This is a genomic window from Granulicella paludicola, assembly GCF_025685545.1.
Taxonomy (GTDB): Bacteria; Acidobacteriota; Terriglobia; order Terriglobales; family Acidobacteriaceae; genus Granulicella; species Granulicella paludicola.
In genome coordinates, this window is the sequence record NZ_JAGSYC010000020.1 from 1 (window position 1) to 18,483 (window position 18,483).

7 protein-coding genes are annotated in these 18,483 nt (G+C 58.1%); 6 read left to right on the forward strand and 1 reads right to left on the reverse strand.

Features of this window, described 5'->3' with window-relative positions; translation table 11 throughout:
- The 5 genes from OHL14_RS03245 to OHL14_RS03265 form a co-directional block, all read left to right on the forward strand.
- Window positions 1–317: substrate-binding domain-containing protein (locus tag OHL14_RS03245; protein WP_263377878.1), on the forward strand; the 317-nt coding region annotated here is incomplete at its 5' end.
- A 247-nt stretch (window positions 318–564) separates the two neighbouring features.
- A complete protein-coding gene (locus OHL14_RS03250) occupies window positions 565–4,290 on the forward strand; it encodes a carboxypeptidase-like regulatory domain-containing protein (RefSeq protein WP_263377879.1) in 3,726 nt (1,241 codons plus the stop codon).
- Between the two features lie 79 nt (window positions 4,291–4,369).
- Complete coding sequence (locus OHL14_RS03255) at window positions 4,370–8,749, forward strand: alpha-mannosidase (RefSeq protein ID WP_263377880.1); 4,380 nt, start codon at window positions 4,370–4,372, stop codon at window positions 8,747–8,749.
- 48 nt (window positions 8,750–8,797) lie between these two features.
- Window positions 8,798–11,134 (forward strand): GH92 family glycosyl hydrolase, encoded by a 2,337-nt coding sequence (locus OHL14_RS03260; RefSeq protein WP_263377881.1) that lies wholly within the window; start codon window positions 8,798–8,800, stop codon window positions 11,132–11,134.
- 280 nt (window positions 11,135–11,414) lie between these two features.
- Complete coding sequence (locus OHL14_RS03265) at window positions 11,415–12,362, forward strand: rhodanese-like domain-containing protein (protein ID WP_263377882.1); 948 nt, start codon at window positions 11,415–11,417, stop codon at window positions 12,360–12,362.
- Window positions 12,363–12,432: 70 nt separating this feature from the next.
- Here OHL14_RS03265 and OHL14_RS03270 read toward each other — a convergent pair whose 3' ends face one another.
- Complete coding sequence (locus tag OHL14_RS03270; RefSeq protein ID WP_263377883.1) at window positions 12,433–14,673, reverse strand: winged helix-turn-helix domain-containing protein; 2,241 nt, start codon at window positions 14,671–14,673, stop codon at window positions 12,433–12,435.
- 320 nt (window positions 14,674–14,993) lie between these two features.
- Here OHL14_RS03270 and OHL14_RS03275 point away from each other — a divergent pair, with 320 nt between their 5' ends.
- The gene (locus OHL14_RS03275) at window positions 14,994–18,449 is read left to right on the forward strand and encodes a TonB-dependent receptor (protein ID WP_263377884.1); all 3,456 of its coding nucleotides are present in this window, start codon (window positions 14,994–14,996) and stop codon (window positions 18,447–18,449) included.
- Window positions 18,450–18,483: the final 34 nt, after the last annotated feature.

Below are 18,483 nucleotides of genomic sequence, written 5' to 3' on the forward strand. Positions count from 1 at the left end.
CGCCCGATGCGATCCTGACGCTGAAGAACAGCGCGACGGTCGCTGTCTTCGAGACGCTGCAGAAGCACGGCGTGAAGGTGCCGGAGACCCTCGCGCTGGTGGGCTACGACGACTTCGAGATGGCTGCTGTTTTGCGGCCCTCGATCAGTGTCATCCGCCAACCGATCGAAGCCATCGGTCACGCCGCAGCTGAACTCCTCTTCGAGCGCCTGCTGAGTCAGGACTCAACCAAGCGGGGCGCTCCTCAGCAGCGACGACAGATCGTACTTGAGACGGAACTCGTTCTACGGAAGTCCTGCGGCTGCCAGCCTGCCTAGTCTCCGGTCTTGATGGCACTCCCTTACAGCGTTGCAGAATTAGCGCTATCAAAAAAACTTTGATGACTCGGGAAGGAAAGTCTCTCCATACGATTGACAGTCTTCCTGCATTCGAACAACAATTCTCCGCAGCTTATGGAATCGCTACCAATGCGGATGGAAACCATTCCAACGCTGTCTTCTCAAGCTCAGCATGCTTGAACGATATGCAGCCATAAGCTGAGTTCGACTTTGGAGAGCCACCTAAATGCGTTCTATCGCCCGTTTTGCAAAAAGAGGCGTCTGGCTGGTCGCGTTCTTGTTCGCGGCAGTTGTGTGTCAGGCACAGGAGTTTCGCGCCACCCTTACCGGTGTGGTCACAGATCCGTCAGGAGCCTTGATTCCCGGCACCGTGGTTACGGCGACCAACGTTGAGTCGGGTACGAAGTTTACCGGCAAGACCAGCACTAAGGGCGTCTATTACATCAATTACGTTCTGCCCGGCGTCTACACGATCACCGCCGAGGCAAAGGGTTTCAAGACCAACATTCAGGAGCAAGTCACACTCTTCACAGCACAGACATTCAATCAGAACTTTCAGTTATCTGTCGGAAACGCGGGCGATACCGTAACTGTTAGCGATGCGCCTCCGATGCTTGAAACATCCACCGGATCCGGTGGCACCGTCCTTGGTGCGCGCGAGCTCGAAAACGTGCCGCTCAACGGCGGTCAGGCCTACTCTCTGATCGGCACAACGCCCGGCAGTCAGGTAACAAGCCAAGCCGGTCCTGGTGGCAACTCTGGATCGCGCGGCTGGGACGTGTCTTCTTCTTACAGCCTCGGCGGCGGCGTCAACGGCACCAATCAGTTCACCTTGAACGGTGCAAACATCACCAGCCAGTTCAGCTACGACAACCACAGCGCCGGTGAGTGGACCGTATCTCCAAACATTGACTCCGTACAGGAGGTCAACGTGATGACGCAGACCTACGACGCGCGCTTCGGTCGTACCAGCGGCGGTACCATCAACGTTGACACCAAGAGCGGCGGCAACCAGTTCCACGGCACCGCGCACTATGCTTACGAGGATGGTGGCCTCTTCGGCGCGAATATCAATCAGTTCATCATCAACGACATTCCCCGGCAACAACAGGTCCAAAATCAATTCTGGATCACGGCGGGCGGCCCGATCATCAAGAACAAATTGTTCTTCTTCTTCGGCTTCGAGGGCTATCGCCAGTCAATCGCTGGAGGCAAGCTTGAGAATGTTGCGCCCGCCTATCTTCGCCCGGGCTTCAATGGCAATGCAGGCGTCGACTTCAGCTTGATCCAGACGTATGACTCGGCAGAATTTCCGAATGGCCTTCCTATCTATCAGCCAGGAACGGCGACCTGTAAATCTGGCGGGCCCGTCACGTCCTGCAACACAAACAACATTGCACAGACGCAGTTCGCAGGAAATGCAATCCCCGCGAACATGATCAGCCCCATTTCTACCGCGGTACTGAAGTACATCCCGCTACCGAACATTGCAGCGAACGCGAATTTCGCAAAAGGGAATAACTACATCGCGAACACGCCTGACCTGTACGACTACAACCAGCCGCAGCTTCGCGTCGATTACAACCTCAGTGACAAGACCAAACTCTACAGCTACTTCCTGTACTGGAAAGGCTCCGAGTACCGCAGCAACAACGGTCTCAATGGTCCCGCCGCGAACGGCAATATCAACTGGATCCATCAGAATTACGTAGCAACCCAGGACCTCACACACACCTTCTCGCCCTCGTTGACGGCCGACTTCAAGATCGCCTTCGACCGCTTCTACGAGAGTTCACCAAACAGCAACTACGCAGAGCAGCCGAGTCCGACCTCGATCGGCCTTGCGATGCCACTACCTGCTACGACCAGCCGCAGCATTGTCCCTCAGTTCAACGTTGGCGATGATTGGGGCACCGGATTGATCAGCAACAATGCATTCTTTGGCAACAACATCAACAACGATGTCACCAATAACTTCGCTTTCAACGTCGACTTCACCAAGACACACGGTCGTCACACCATGGAGATCGGCGGCGAAATCGATGAGTTCCAGTTCGGTGGCTTCCCGAGCGGAGGCGGAAACCCCAACGGAACCTTTGGCTTCGGCTCTGGCTTCACACAGTACAACCCACAGAACGAGCATTGCTACAAGGACACCACGGGTCAATGCACGGCGACCAATAATCAAAATGGCTCCGCATTGGCATCCTTCTACCTTGGACTGCCGACAGGTGGTAGCGTCGACTGGATCGGTTCCATCATGGAAGGCTATCCGGTCTACGCAGCCTACTTCCAGGATAACTGGCGCGTGACGCCGAAGCTCACGATGAACATGGGTTTCCGTTATGACGTACAGCGTGGTCTGCGTGAGCGTCACAACAATCTGAATCGCGGACTTTGCCTCACCTGCGTCAATCCGCTTACGAATGATGCAACCTACCAGGCCAACGTCAAGAACACAGGAAATCTTGCAACTTGGGCAGCAGCGGGCATTGCGACGTCAAGCCTGTCGCAGGTTCTAGGTGGTCTGCAGTTCGCTGGTACGGATGGACAATCGCGCGATGCATACGATACAGACTGGTCGAATGCCGGTCCGCGCTTCGGTATTGCTTATCAGATCAATGCGAAGACTGTTATTCGCGGTGGCTACGGCATCATGTACTCCTATGGATTGGAAGGTGGTTCCAGCATCGGCGATTCGCAGAGTACGAACTACACAACGTCGACGGATGGAGGAAACACTCCCACAACCGGATTCCAGAGTGGCAATCCCTACGCCAGCGGCCTGCTGAAGCCAACCGGCAACTCTCTCGGTCTGCTGACGGATGTCGGCAATGGCACCATTCAGGCTGACTTCCCTGATCGCAAAATTCCCATCGAGCAGGTTATGTCGCTGGGCTTCCAGCGTGAGCTGCCTGGCGCTACGGTGCTCGATGTGAGCTACGCGGGTAATCTGACGAATCGCCTCCGGGTCAACCTATGGCGCAATGGTGTGGCGACTAAGGCGATGGAGGATCGTGCGATTGCCGACCCTTCGTACTATGACCAGCAGGTGCCGAATCCGTATTACGGTGTCGCGGGCATGTCTGGTCCGGGGCAGTGCGGCACGGTGCAAACGATCAAGGCGATCGCGCTCCTCCTGCCGGGCTCGCAGTATTGCTCGGCCAATGGCAACGGTCCTGGTCTGATCGGTCAGTACAACGCGCCGCTCGGCGGTAACTTCTACCACGCTCTCTTAGTTAAATTGTCGAAGCGCGTCGTCGGAGGCAGCGCGCGCGGATTCAGCTACCAGATCGCCTACACGTGGTCGAAGAGCATGGATGCCGATGGCTATCGCAACGGCTGGCCTTACCAGGATATCGAGCGCTATCACCAGCTCAATGGCAGTGATCGCACGCACGTACTGGCTGTAACAAGTGTGTACGATCTTCCTTTCGGTCACGGTCGCACCTTTCTAGGTAACTCGAATGGTCTGGTCGATCGGCTGATTGGTGGCTGGACGCTAAGCGGTGTCTTCACCGCACAAAGCGGAACACCCGTCAGCATCAACACAGGCTTTTACTACAACTGCCAGGGCGGTAGCTATGCGTCTCCGAAGGGTTCAGCGTTGGGTCACTGGATCAATCAGGACCAGAGTTGCTACACAAGTGTGCCGGACTACGGCTATGGTGTTCTCGTTCAGAACATCGACTCCGTCCGCACTCCCACGCAACCAAACCTCGATGCGTCGTTGCAGAAGACGACCCGCATCTTTGGTCGCCTCGGATTCGATTTGCGTCTTGACGCCTTCAACGCGACCAACTCGCGATTGATGGGTGGTCCGGATACAAACCCGAACGATGGGCCCGCGACCTACTCCCCGAACGGCGGCTGGAGTGGCTTCGGTACCATTGGACCTAACCAGGCCAACTTTGCAAGGATCCTGCAAATCGGTGGCAAACTCTCTTTCTAATCACCATGGTTCATGCGGAGGGCCTGGATCCAGGCCCTCCGCAGAGCCATCTTAACGTTAGTTCGTTTTGGAGATCTGGATGTATCTTTCGCGTGCCCGCATGTTCTCCGTCCTGATGGCTTCTGTTGCCTACACCGCCATCTCTACCGCTCAAACTGCAGCCGCACCCGATCTCACCAAAGAACCTACCCTCTATGCAGTCGGCTACGCGCATCTCGATACCGAATGGCGTTGGGAGTATCCACAGGTCATCGACGAATACCTCTATCGGACGATGCACGATAACTTCAATCTCTTTGAAAAGTATCCGCACTACATCTTCAATTTCAGTGGCGCGAACCGCTACCGGCTCATGGAGGAGTATTACCCCTCTGACTTCAATCGCGTGAAGCATTACGTCGCTGAGGGCCGCTGGTTTCCCGCGGGATCGTCCATGGAAGAAGGCGACGTCAACGCGCCGAACGCAGAGGCTGTCATCCGGCAGATCCTCTATGGCAATAAGTGGTTCCTCAAGACCTTCGGCAAAGCCAGTGAAGAGTACATGCTTCCCGACTGCTTCGGATTCCCGTCGTCGCTACCGAGCATTCTTGCGCACTCGGGCGTGAAGGGTTTCTCAACCCAGAAGCTGTCGTGGGGATCGTCTGCGAATGTAGGCGGCCCTGAATCGCTGGAGAACACTCCTGAGGGCACACCCTTCAATGTAGGCGTATGGGTCGGGCCGGATGGCTCGCGAGTCATCGCGGCCTTCAATCCCGGGGCCTATAACGGAGACATTACGACTGACCTGAGCACTCCGTTGCCTCCTATGCAGCTAAATCCGCTGTTGCCGGAGATCGAGAAGAAGCTCTCGGCAGTCGATGTGCAACGCCAGAATTCAAGCCAAGGTCAAATCGATCCAGGCATGGTGCAACAGTACTTCGCTTTGCGTCAGGAGCAATCGGCGCTCGAACATCAGCGGCAGCTCGATGAAGCTCGTCATTTCCAAGGAGACTGGGCCGCGCGTGTTCTGAACAACGGTAAAGTGACAGGGCTATTCGCCGACTACCACTATTACGGCACCGGCGACATCGGAGGAGCTCCGAGAGAAGAATCCGTCAAGCGCTTGGAAGCGATCATCACGAAGGGCTCGGTCGACATGCCACCAGCTGATGGCTCCGGCATGCGTAGCGGGCGACAGGGTGGGTGGCCGATGGTCACTGTAGGAAACGGCCCCGTCCACGTCGTCTCTGCTACAGCGGATCAGATGTTCAAAGACATCACCCCGGCGGAAGCCGCGGCGCTGCCTCGCTACACCGGAGAGCTTGAGCTGACCAACCACTCCGCTGGTTCACTTACCTCGCAGGCGTATCAAAAACGCTGGATCCGCACAGAAGAGCTCCTCGCCGACGCTGCAGAAAAATCCTCTCTCGCCGCTGCCTGGTTGGGAGGGCGCAGCTATCCACTTGAACGACTCAATGATGCCTGGACGCTCGCAATGGCTGCTCACTTCCACGACCTTGCTGCAGGCACTGCAACACCTCGCTCGTACGATTTCGCGTGGAACGACGATGTGATCGCCATGAACCAGTTCTCGGTCGTCCTGAAGAGTGCCACTGATGCGGTCTCACAGGCTCTCGATACGCAGACCAAGGGCATACCTGTGGTGGTGTTCAATCAACTGAACGTTCCCCGCGAAGATATTGTGGAAGCGTCTCTCGACTTCAATGGCAAGTCTCCTTCTACCGTCCGCGTCACCGGCCCTGACGGGAATGTTGTTCCTTCACAGAGGGTGAAGGACAAGCTGATCTTCAACGCAAAGGTCCCATCGATCGGCTACGCCGTCTACGATGTCGAGCCAGCAGACAACGAAGCGGCGGCTTCTTCTGATCTGCGCGTAACGGACCACGAACTTGAAAATGCGTACTATCGGGTTACATTGAACGGCGATGGCGATGTTGCCAGCATCTTCGACAAACAGTTGAACAAGGAGCTTCTCTCTGCACCCGCACGTCTCGCGCTCTCCTACGACAACCCTGAGCAGTGGCCCGCGTGGAACATGGACTGGACGCAAGAGCAGGCTGCTCCGAAGGAATACGTTTCAGGCCCTGCAAAGATACGCATCGCAGAAAAGGGTCCCGTCCGCGTCGCCATCGAGGTGACACGTGAGACGGGAGGCTCCCGCTTTATGCAGACGATCAGTCTTGCAAGCGGTCAGGCTGGCAAGCGCGTCGAGTTCGGCAACGTGATCGACTGGAACACCCGAGAACGAAACCTGAAGGCCACCTTCCCTCTGGTCGCTGAGAACGAAAACGCTACGTACAACTGGGACATCGGAACGATTGATCGACCAACAGCACAGCCTAAGAAGTTCGAGGTGCCATCGCACCAGTGGATCGATCTCACGGACATGAGCGGCAAGTTTGGCGCGACGGTCCTGACCGATGCCAAGAACGGCTCCGATAAGCCGGACGATCACACGATTCGTCTCACCTTGATTCGCACGCCTGGCGTCGCTGGAGGGTACACAGATCAGGCGACCCAGGACATCGGACACCACGAGTTCAAGTATGGATTTGCTGGACACGCCGATGGCTGGAGGGACGCACAGACAGATTGGCAGGGACAGGAACTCAACGCTCCGCTGCTGTCGTTTGCTGCCACGAAGCATGCGGGTTCTCTGGGAAAGAGCTTTTCCATCGTAAAGATCAACAACCCGCGCGTTCGCATCCTCGGTATGAAGAAAGCGGAGGATAGCGACGAGATCATCGTGCGGCTTGTTGAACTCGATGGCAAGCCGCAGAAGGATGTGCGCGTGACCTTCGCCGCGCCAGTCACAAGTGCGCGCGAGGTCAATGGTCAGGAACAGCCTCTGGGAGAGGCGCATACCGAGGCGGGTGAACTCGTCACCTCGCTCGGTGCGTATCAGCCGCGTGCCTTCGCTTTGAAACTTGGGCCCGCACCGTCGACCGTCACTGCGGTACAGTCGATTCCTGTCGCCCTGAAGTATGACGTTGCAACGGCGACGAGCGACGGTAGTGCCGAAAAGATCGGGTTCGATGGCAAGGGCAACTCGCTGCCCGCTGAGATGCTGCCTGCGCAAGTGACCTTCAACGATGTGGTCTTCCATCTGGCAGCCGCAAAAACTAACACGCCGAACGCGGTCATCACACGTGGGCAAAAGATCCAGCTGCCCGCCGGTAGTTACAACCGCGTCTACCTGCTGGCAGCCTCATCCTCGGGCGACCAGTCTGCGGAGTTCGAAGCGGGCGACCGAAAGACAAAGCTCAACATTGAAAACTGGGGCGGCTTCGTCGGGCAATGGGACGAACGTGTTTGGAGCTCGGCCGATACCTCACAGGGTTACGGCGAGATGGTCGGTCTCAAGCCCGGCTTCATCAAGCGCGCCGATCTCGCTTGGTACAGCAGCCATCATCACAATGCGGCAGGCAAGAACGTAGCGTATAGCTACTCCTATCTCTTCGCCTATGGCATCGACCTGCCTGCGGGTGCCAGGACCCTCACCCTCCCCAAAAATCCGAACGTCCGCATCCTCGCCATCTCCGTCGCGAATGAGGACACGGAGGCAAAGCCGCTGGAGCCCCTCTACGACGTGCTGCCATCCCCCAACGCAGGCGCACCGGACTTCTCTCTCTCAACTTCGGGCAAGGTCGCTGTCTCGCAGGGCCGCTCCGCGACAACCAGGATCGTCGTTCTTCCGCGAGGCAATTTTGATGGCGGAGCTAAGCTCACCGCAATCGATCTTCCCGCTGGTGTCACCGCAAAATTCAGTTCAGAAAGCGCCGCTCCCCAGACCCTCACGATCTCAGCGGCGGAGACCGCAGCGCCCACCATCTCGGATTTTAGAGTGATTGCGACCTCCGGCTCCATCAAACATGAAGAGACAATCCATCTCAATGTCACTCCGATCCTCAAGGGAACCGTCCCGGTTGATCTCTCCTCCGCCTTCAACGTTAACGGAATCTATAAGAAGGGCACAAAGTTCGAACCCAATGCCAGCGCAGATGGAGGAGGTTACTCCTTCGCAACTGAGACCCTCGGTCGCGAGCAGGTGGGGGGTGAGGTCATCTTCAAACTCGGCCCCGCCAACGTCGCGGATGCTGTATCGAGTAAGACCATCTCGCTCCCGGCAGGGAAGTACAGCAGCATCCATGTTCTCGCGACGGCCATCGAAGGGAACCAGACGCGGCAGCCCTTCACCATCTCCTATACAGATGGAACCACCTCAACCGCTACGCAGAGTCTCAGTGACTGGTCCGGCTCCGCAGGCTTCCGTGGGGAAAGCGATGCCACAGACGTGCCCTATCGTATTGCGGGCGATGGCACGGTCGATGGTAATCCCTTCCACCTGTGGGCTTACGAATGGAAGACCGATCCTGCAAAGGAAGTGAAGAGCCTCACTCTCCCTTCCAATCGCAACGTCATCGTCTTCGGTGTCACGCTTGTTCCTGCGGGCAACTAACGTCAAGTCCGTTGAACCACTCTCGTCTCTTCAAGAGGAATAAGAAACATGACTCGTGCAACGGTGCGAAGCCTCATCGTCTTGTCATTGAGCACGGCTGTATCGGTCGCCGGAGCAGTCGCTCAAAGTAGTTCGAAGCAACCGATCGATTATGTAAATACTCTGGTGGGTACCGCGCCGCTCGACCAGCAGAAATTCATTGGAAACGCGCCGCCTCCGGGCGAGCCCGTCTACTCGGGACAGACCTCGCCCGGAGCTCGTTTACCTCACAGCTCCGTCGAAGCCGCACCCGTAAACAACAACATCGAGTTGAGCTTTCCCAACGGCGTTCCGGTCCCGTATTACTACCCGAACCCGACGATGCTGGGCTTCACCGGCGGTGGGGGCGCCACGTATGGTGGAGGTGCCGAGCCCATCATCTCGCCGGTCGTCGGCGACTGGTCGATGCCTCCCGCCTATCGCGAAAGCTACTATGACAAAGCGGCAGAGAAGGCGACTCCCGGCTACTACTCTGTCGACCTCGCCACCTTCAAAACTCGCGTGGAACTGACAGCGACTCGGTGGGCGAGCCTGATGCGCTTTACCTTCCCGGCAAGCGAACGCGCCAACATCCTCGTGAATTTTCCAGCGCATGGCGGCCAGATGGAGATCGTCGGAGATCATACCGTGCGCGGTATCTCGCGAGACAACGGAGCGGTGGACGGTGCCTACTTCGTCGCCGAGTTTTCCGCGCCGTTCGTCGATCTCGGAATCTTCCGCAAATCCTCTGGTGACGGCAGAGGCTGGGGCATCGGTGACAAAGACGTTGATCCTGGCGCACGTACCGTCGAGGGCAGCTATGCAGGCACCTATCTCACCTTTCACACCAAAGCGGGTGAGCAGATCCTGATGAAGATGGCGCACGGAGCAAGCTACGAGCAGGCGGAGCAGCGGCTGCACGAAGAACTCCCCGGCTGGAACTTCGATGGCATTCACGAGGCCGCTCGCAAAGAGTGGTCGAAGCTGCTCGATCGCGTGCAGGTAGAAGGCGGTACACCGCAGCAGCGCACGATTTTCTACTCAACGCTCTTCCAGTCCTTCGCAAGCCCTCGACTTATCGCCGCCAAAGGCGAGAAGTTCAAAGATACGAACGGCAAGATTCAGGTAGCCACGCATGACCGCTACAGCCCCGTACCTTTCTGGGATACGGGCCGCAACCAGATCGTGCTTCTCGAGATGATGGAGCCCGAGCGGATGAAAGACATCATGGCCTCCGAACTCGACATGGCGCGCGAGCGCGGCTACATGAACACCTCCTTTCACGGCGACAACGCCGTCTTCATGTACCTCGGCTCATGGAAGCGCGGCATCCCGTTCGACTACGCCGCCGCCTACGAATACCTTCGCAAGAACGCACTCGATCCCGCCGGTCCTCGTCAGTACCTTGCCGAGTATGAGAAGAACGGCTGGATCTCAGACTTCATTCCCAAAGGAAACCCAAGCCCACCCTATGCAGGCGGGAAAGCCGGAGCCGCAACGACTCTCGAATACGCCTGGGACGATCACGCCATGGCGCAGTACGCTGCGCTCCTCGGCAAGAAAGACGATGAGCAGGTATTCCTGAAGCGTGCCGCCAACTACAAAAATGTCTTCGATCCCTCGGTCGACTTTATACGTGGCCGTACCGAAGACGGCAAATGGATCTCGCCCTTCGATCCCCAGGAACCGTATTACAACTTCATGATGAAAGAGGCCTCAGGCTGGTCGACGCTCTGGCTTGAGCCACACGACGTGCAAGGGCTGATCAACCTCCTTGGCGGACGTGAAGCCTTCGATCGAAAGCTAGATCAGTTCTTTTCGACTCCCTACAATCCCAAAGGCATCTGCCGCGATTGCACCGGCTTGATCGGCCAGTACGTGCAAGGAAACCAGCCGGACCAGCAATCCCCGTACTACTACGATTGGAGTGGTCAACCGTGGAAGACACAGAAGCTGGTGCGTCAGATTCTCTCCGAGATGTATGGAAGCGATGCCTCTGGCTACGGCTATCCAGGCATGGATGATCAGGGAGCAACCTCGTCTTGGTACGCCCTGAGCGCCATGGGCTTCTATCCGGTCGATCCATCGAGCGATGAATACATCATCGGTTCTCCTCTGTTCGATAGGGTGTCGCTCGTGCTCGGTAATGGCAAAAAACTGGACATCGTCGCCCGAAAGAATTCGACACAAAATATGTACATCCAATCGGCCGCGCTCAACGGCAAGCCTTGGTCAAAGCCGTGGTTCAGCTATGCCGACATCAGAGCAGGTGCAGTTTTTACGTTGCAGATGGGCGCAACTCCCAACACGACCTGGGGTAGTTCCCCCGACGTCGCACCTTCGTCCATGACCTCTGCCGACAGGTAGAGGTCATGGACGCTTTCCCCGGAGTGCAACCGCCACCTCCGTTTGATCATTCGCAATTGACCCTCTCGCTGAGGCGTGCTACTTTCTCGATATGGCGTTTCCCCTCGTTCCTTGTTGTCGCTGCGATCACTCTCTTCTTGGGTGAGCCTCGACATATCCATACGCTGAAACGCATCCTCCGAAGCTCATCCGAAATCTCCATACCTTGCTCATAGCACCGTCAACTGGCCTGTCTTGATCCGCAGGCCCCTTGCTGACGTCGATGCTTTGGAGAGATCCTATGCCACTCGCAACAGAGGAACGGCTCATTGCCGAATCGGAAAACGCACTTGCTCCCAACCCGGCGGAAGGGAAGACACCCCAGGAACTCGCTGATATCGTCACGCGATTCGCAGCATCAGACGGATGGATCGACCGCGTCCGTCTGCGCACAGAAAACCGCTGGTATGAGCGTCTCTACCTCGGCACCGACTACGACGTCTGGGCGATCAGCTGGATGCCCGCACAATCGACCGGCTTCCACGATCATGGCGACTCGTCAGGAGCATTTGTTGTAGCAACCGGCGTGCTTGAAGAGCATCGTCCAGGAGCGGCGCCCATAGAAATCACCCCGGGCAGACCTCGCGCCTTTGGGCAGCATTACGCGCACGATGTCCGCAATGCCTCACTCGGACCGGCCGTTAGCATTCATGCCTATTCACCACCGTTGACCGAGATGAATGAGTACGATCTGGTGGGAAGCGAACTTGTGTCGCGTGAGCAGGCATCGGCCCGCGCGGAGTCGCTTGCAAAGGAACGACACCAGCGGAAACCGCCCCAATCAACGCGCGCTTCCAATATCGACCTCATGCTTGCCGAAGCGCGTGATCGCCTGCGACGTCTCTCCCCGTCGGCCGCCTTCGACGCCATGGCGCACTCCCAGGCAATCCTGGTGGACATTCGTCCCGAAGTCCAACGTGCGCAAGAAGGCAATATCCCGGGGGCCTTGATTGTCGAACGCAACGTGCTCGAGTGGCGATTTGATCCGAAGTCGGAGGCTCGTTTACAAATCGCGACCAGCTACGACTTACAGATCATCGTCTTTTGCTCTGAAGGTTATACCTCAAGTCTCGCGGCGGCAGCTTTGCAGGAACTCGGCCTCTGGCGCGCAACCGATATCGAGGGCGGTTTTCAGGGATGGCTCACAGCAGGTCTTCCAACCTCACAGCACATACCTCACCAGCCATGAAGGGGAGAGCATCGATGCCCAGTGCCTCTGCTTTCGTCGTCGCTGCCGTGCAGCATTGCGTAAACAGGAGCTAGTGCTTTCCTTCATTCAGGTCCAGCGTATACAGATCGCCCGTCGCCGTTCTCGATCGAACGATCGGCGTGTCCGAAAGACTTAGCCCCGAAAAGAAGTAATCTGTAGGCGAGTCGGAAAAGCTGCCCAGGTTCGTCACCTCCTGCAGCTTGCCATCCGGCACAGACACCCGATAGATCGGCTGCGTCTCTGCCAGCGCCGCATGAATGTAAATCGACTGGCTGTCCGGCGACCACACGGGGTCCGCCGCCGTCGTCCTCGCCAGCGTCTTCCATCGCTGCGTCGCCACGTCATATAGCAGCAGCTGATTCTGATCGAGCGACAGGGCCGCAATATACTGCCCGTTCGGCGACCAGCGCGGGCTGAACATCCCCGTCGATTGCGGCACCGGCGTCGACTTTCCGGTGCGAACATTCAGCATCTCCAGAAAGCGCGGCTCGCCCTCGTTGCCCATCACATCGTTCAGCCGCCCAAACACAATCTGAGTTCCATCCGCAGACCATGAAGGGTCGGCAGCATTGTGCTGACCCGTCGGCAGTCGCTGCACATTTCCGCCCTCGGCCGACATCACATACAACTGATAGGCCCCGTTCGCCTCGCGCGCCATCAGCGCAATCTGCTGTCCGTTCGGCGACCAGCGCGCAATAAACACCTGTAGCGAATCCGACGTCAGCTGAATCTGCTCCGTCCCGTCCGTATGTGCCCGCCACGCGCGCCCCGCCTGGTCCACCCATAGCACCCACTTGTGGTCCCGCGAGTACTCCACCCGGCTGGCATCCGCCAGAAATCCATCCGCCGCCACAAAGCGCGACCGCGCAGGATCGTAGCGTTGCAGCTTCGACTGCGCATCCAGGCCAAGGAAGTAGATGCGGCTACTGTGCGCGTCCGCCACCGGCGCCGCAAAGTCCAGCGGTCCATCGGTCACACGAACCGGCCGCGAGCCGAGTCGGCTGTCGATCCTCCATATATCGGAGTGTCCATCGCGGTTCACCTGGTACACAAAAGACTTACCACCATCCGCCCACACACCGCAGCACTCGGACGACCTTTTGTCGCCATCGCTGATCACCGTCTTCAATCCCTTGCCGCTCTTATCCACCTGCCACAGGTGCATCGTGTGGCGTAGCGGATCGAGGAGCGTAAACCGCAGCGTGCTCCCATCCGGAGACCAGCGCAGCCACAGCGCCCGACCCGGCAGCGTCGTAAACAGAGTCGACACGCCACTGTCGATCCGGTGAATCCTTAGGTCATTCCCAATCGCATATAAAACGCTCTTGCCATCCGGCATCCAGGTCGCATCATGCGCGGTCACGTTCGGCAGCCGCAACGCGCTGCCTCCATCTGCAGGAACCAGCCACAGCGGCTGCTCCGACTCCGGCGACAGGTGGTTCCTCAACAGCAGCGTCGACATATCCGGCGACAGGTCGCCCAGCATCGGCGATGCCACCTCCTGTGGCAGATCGATCGGCTGCACCGCTCCCGTGTGGACGTCCACGCGCGACAGCACCGTCCGGCCATCCACCAGGATCGGCACAAAGATGCGCAGCCCGTCACTCACCGAAGCCGGCAGGCTCTCCATCCCCGGCATTCCCGGCGCAATCTTCCCCACATGCGTCAGCTGCTCCACTCTCAATAAAGGAGCAGCTCCTTTCGGCAGGTCATGATGCAGTAGCCGCGTCGCCACCACTCCCAGCCCGAATGCCAGAACCACTGCGCCCCCGACCAGCCAGGCCGATCGCCGCAGTTTCATACCGATCGGTTCCACCACTACCGCCGCGGCTGCACTCACGGCAGGCATCACCACCTCCGCCGGAACGATCGGCTCTGTCACATCCTCGGCCGCAGGTGCCTCGTGTGCCGATTCAACAGCAGTCAACGGCCCATGCACTGGCTCGTGTGCCAGCACCGTCACCGGAGCAATAAAACGATATCCTCGCCGGGCCAGCGTCTCAATGAACCGGGGATTGTCCGCATGGTCGCCCAGCGCATCGCGAATCTTGTTCACCGCCGTCCCCAGCGACTGGTCGAACTCACCCACTTGGTCCTTACCCCAGATCAGGGTCTGCAGATCCGTCCGACTAACCACCTCGCCCGGATGTTCCAGCAGCGCCGCCAGCACTTTGAACGGCTGGCTCTGCAGCCTGACTCTCCGGCCCGCCTTCCATAACTCGCCCGTATGCAGATCGGCCTCATAGAGGCCGAACGAGAGTCGAGGCGAAGGTTGGGAATCGGAGTTCATGGAATGTTCACATGCATCTGGGCGCAACGCAAAGCATCTCTATCTTCGTGCCTGGCTGCCTGTTCCAGTATACCCGGACAATTGATCTCAATTCTCAAGATGCTGATTCAAAAAGAGTTGATGGGATATGTCTTGTTCAGCAAGAGACTATCCCCAGACTATTGCGATTATGCGACAGATTAGAGGAGAGTTCTCTCCGACACTGACTGTCAGCTTCTGCGCAGCAGGGAGGGACCCGATTCGCCTCAAGAGGAGGGTCAGGTCCGAAGGCCTAACTCGGGAATCCATCCCCGGTAGGTAAGAATTTTGGAGAGCCAAAGATGTCTGATTTTATGAAATCAATGTACAGGAGTGCGGGCAAACTGCTTCTGCTGTTTGTCGTTATGACCCTCGGCCTATGCGGAGCCACATCCATCGCCCACGCCCAGTCCGATAACGGAAGCGTCGTCGGAACCGTCACCGACCAGACCGGCGCCGTCATCCCGAACGCCACCGTCGTCGTCACCGAGACCCAGACCGGTACCGTCTTCAACGCCAAGTCGAACGACTCTGGTGAGTTCCGTATCCCCACCGTGCCCCGCGGCGACTATAAAGCAGTTGTCACCGCCGACGGCTTCCAAGGCCAGAGCGCGAACTTCACCGTCGTCGTCGCCACCTCCCAGACCCTCGCCTTCAAGCTCGCGATCGGTTCCACCTCCCAGTCCATCTCCGTCTCCGATGCCACCCCGCTCGTCGACACCAGCAACGCCTCCCTCGGCACCGTCATTTCTGGCAAGCAGGTCACCGACCTCCCGCTGAACGGTCGCAACTTCACTGGCCTCGCCCTGCTCACCCCGGGCGTCACCCGCGGCTCTTACGGCGATGCCGCCAGCGGCGTCAGTGGCAACTCCGAAACCTTCCGCAACAGCGAGAACGGGGGCGGTTCGCTCTCCGTCAACGGTCTCCGTCCTCAAGCAGACAACTACCTGCTCGACGGCCTCGACGACAACGACTCGCTGCTCAACACCATCTTGATCTTCCCCAACATCGACGCCCTCCAGGAGTTCAAGGTCGACACCAGCATCGCTCCGGCCCAGTATGGACGTGCAGGCGGAGCTATCGTCTCGAACTCGCTCCGCAGCGGCACCAACAATATCCACGGCTCGTTGTTCTGGTACTACCGCAGCGGCAAGTTCGATGCGAACCCAAACTACCAGTTCCTCGGTGCCCCCAAGAGCGCCAACCCCTCCTTCAACCGCAACCAGCCGGGTATCTCCCTCGGTGCTCCCATCATCAAGAACAAGCTGTTCATCTTTGGTGACTATCAGGCCTACCGTGAGACGGTGCCCGTCAATGCCAACTACGTGACCGTGCCCACTGCACGGATGCGCACCGGCGACTTTAGCGAACTGCTGCCGACCTCGCCAAACTTCGACACTACCCCGAACGGCACAAGCACCAACGGTGCAGTTGTCGACGGCCAGTTCTCTACGCCCTACTGCCTTATTCACTCGGGCGGTAAGGCGGCGGCTGGTCAGCTTTACAACCCCACCACCTGCGCTCCGATCCCCGGCAACGTGCTCTCCGCTGGCGGTATCACTCCCAACGCAGCTGGCATTAACTACTTCAACGCATATCCCGCACCGTCGCGTGCGGGTGTCATCAATAACTTCCTTACCCACCAACAGTCCAATGTTCGCTACAACACCTTCGACGCTCGTCTCGACTGGAACGCCACCGCGCGCGATCTCATGTTCGCTCGCTTCAGCTACGACAACTCCACCCAGACCAAGACCCCTGAACTTGGCACGCTACCTTCAGGCTTCGGCTCGGGGTCAAACTACGTTCACGCTCGCTCGTACGCGCTCGGCGAGACCCACACCTTCTCTCCAACGGTCGTCAACCAGCTGTTGATCGGCTATAACCGCGACAATTACGGTTACCAGCCTCCGTTCTACGGTCAATATCTTTCGCAGTCGCTCGGTATCGTCAACGCGAACCGTAATGAAGAGACCACCGGTGGTGCGCTCATCGGCGGCAACAACGGCGTCGACTACACCGGTGACTACGGCCTCTACGCCGTTCCACAGAACACCATCCAGATCACCGATTCCGTCGACTACCAAAAGGGTCATCACGCGTTCAGTTTCGGCGCGAGTGGCATCCTGCGCAACACAGAGTACTTCCGCCCGATCTCGGGTAAGGGCTACTTCAACTTCGGCGCAGGCGACTTCACCGGCTTCCCCTCGGCAGAAATGCTGGCAGGTTTCACGGACTCCTACAGCATCGGTGCGCAGAACGGCTACTTCAGCAACATCGCATACGAGGACGGATTCTTTGCCCAGGACAACTGGCGCGTTAGCAAGAAGCTCACACTCCAACTGGGCGTTCGTTACGACATCCTCACCCGTCCGTACGAGACCCAGAACCGTCAGGCCTCGTTCGACATCAACAAGAGCAGCCCGACCTACGGTCAGGTGCTCGAAGCTGGTGTCAACGGCGTCTCCCGCTCGATCATCAATAACGCTTTCAACGATTTCGCTCCCCGTATCGGCTTCGCTTACGACGTCACCGGCAACGGTAAGACGGTTGTCCGCGGCGGTTACGGCATCTTCTACTTCCCGGACTACGGTGGCATCAGCAATCAGCTCGGCCAGCAGGCACCGTTCGGCGGCAGCCTCTCGTATTCCGCTCAGAATGGTTACTGTGTGACGTTCACGGGTCAGACGCCTGCTCCGGGTGCGACCTACGGTTGCACCACAAACTCGCAGCAGACGACCGCTCTTCCCGCACCTGGCTACCCCGGCTTCAACCCCGCGACGCCTCCGGCTGGTCTCAGCACGCTGGCCGTCAATCGCAATGACAAGAGCCAGCAGATCCAGGAGTTCAACCTCCAGATCAGCCGACAGCTTGGCCGGTATGACGTAATCGATGCGGCATACGTTGGAACCGTGGCACAGCATCTTTCCACCTACTACAACTACAACCTCTATCAGTTCGGCACGGGTCTCCAGAACTTCCCGACCTACGGAACGATCACCTACAACAACTACAACGGCAACGCGAACTACAACGCTCTGCAGGTTCACTACGAGCACCGTCAGGGCGAAGACCTCCTGCTTACGGCGTCATACGCTCTGTCTCACGCATTGGATAACTCGCCCGGATCGAACCTGTCGTCCACCGCTCCGCTCTACTACAACCCCGGCGCAGACTACGGCAACTCCCTACAGGATCAGCGTCACGTATTCAGTTCCTCGATCGTGTACCAGCTGCCCTTCGGGCAGGGTAAGCGCTTCGGCGGTGGTGTGAACTATGCGACAAACCTGCTGATCGCTGGCTGGCAATTCAACGTCATCGGTCGTCTCTCTTCGGGCAACCCGTTTGATCTTTCTGCGGGCGGCCTGAACGGCGCGGTAACGGCGGATCGTCCGGATATTGTCGGCAACATCAGCTATCCGAAGACGATCCTCGGCACCTGGTTCAACACCGCCGCATTCGCACAGCCCTCGCAGACCACCGCGAACGGCCACATCGTTTACACGCGCCTCGGCACAATCGGACGTGACAAGCTGTACGGTCCCGGACAGCGCGATGCGGACATCTCCATCCAGAAGAACATCTACCTTACCCACAAATATGTTCTCCAACTGCATGGCGATGCGTTCAACATCACCAACACGCCCCAGTTCACGAATCCCGATGGCGTGCTGACGGACGCGAACTACGGCAAGATCACTGGTGTGCAGCAATTCTCGCAACGCCAGCTGCAGCTTGCCGCTCGGTTCACCTTCTAACAACACCACCGATAAAGGCGCCCCGATCGACTAT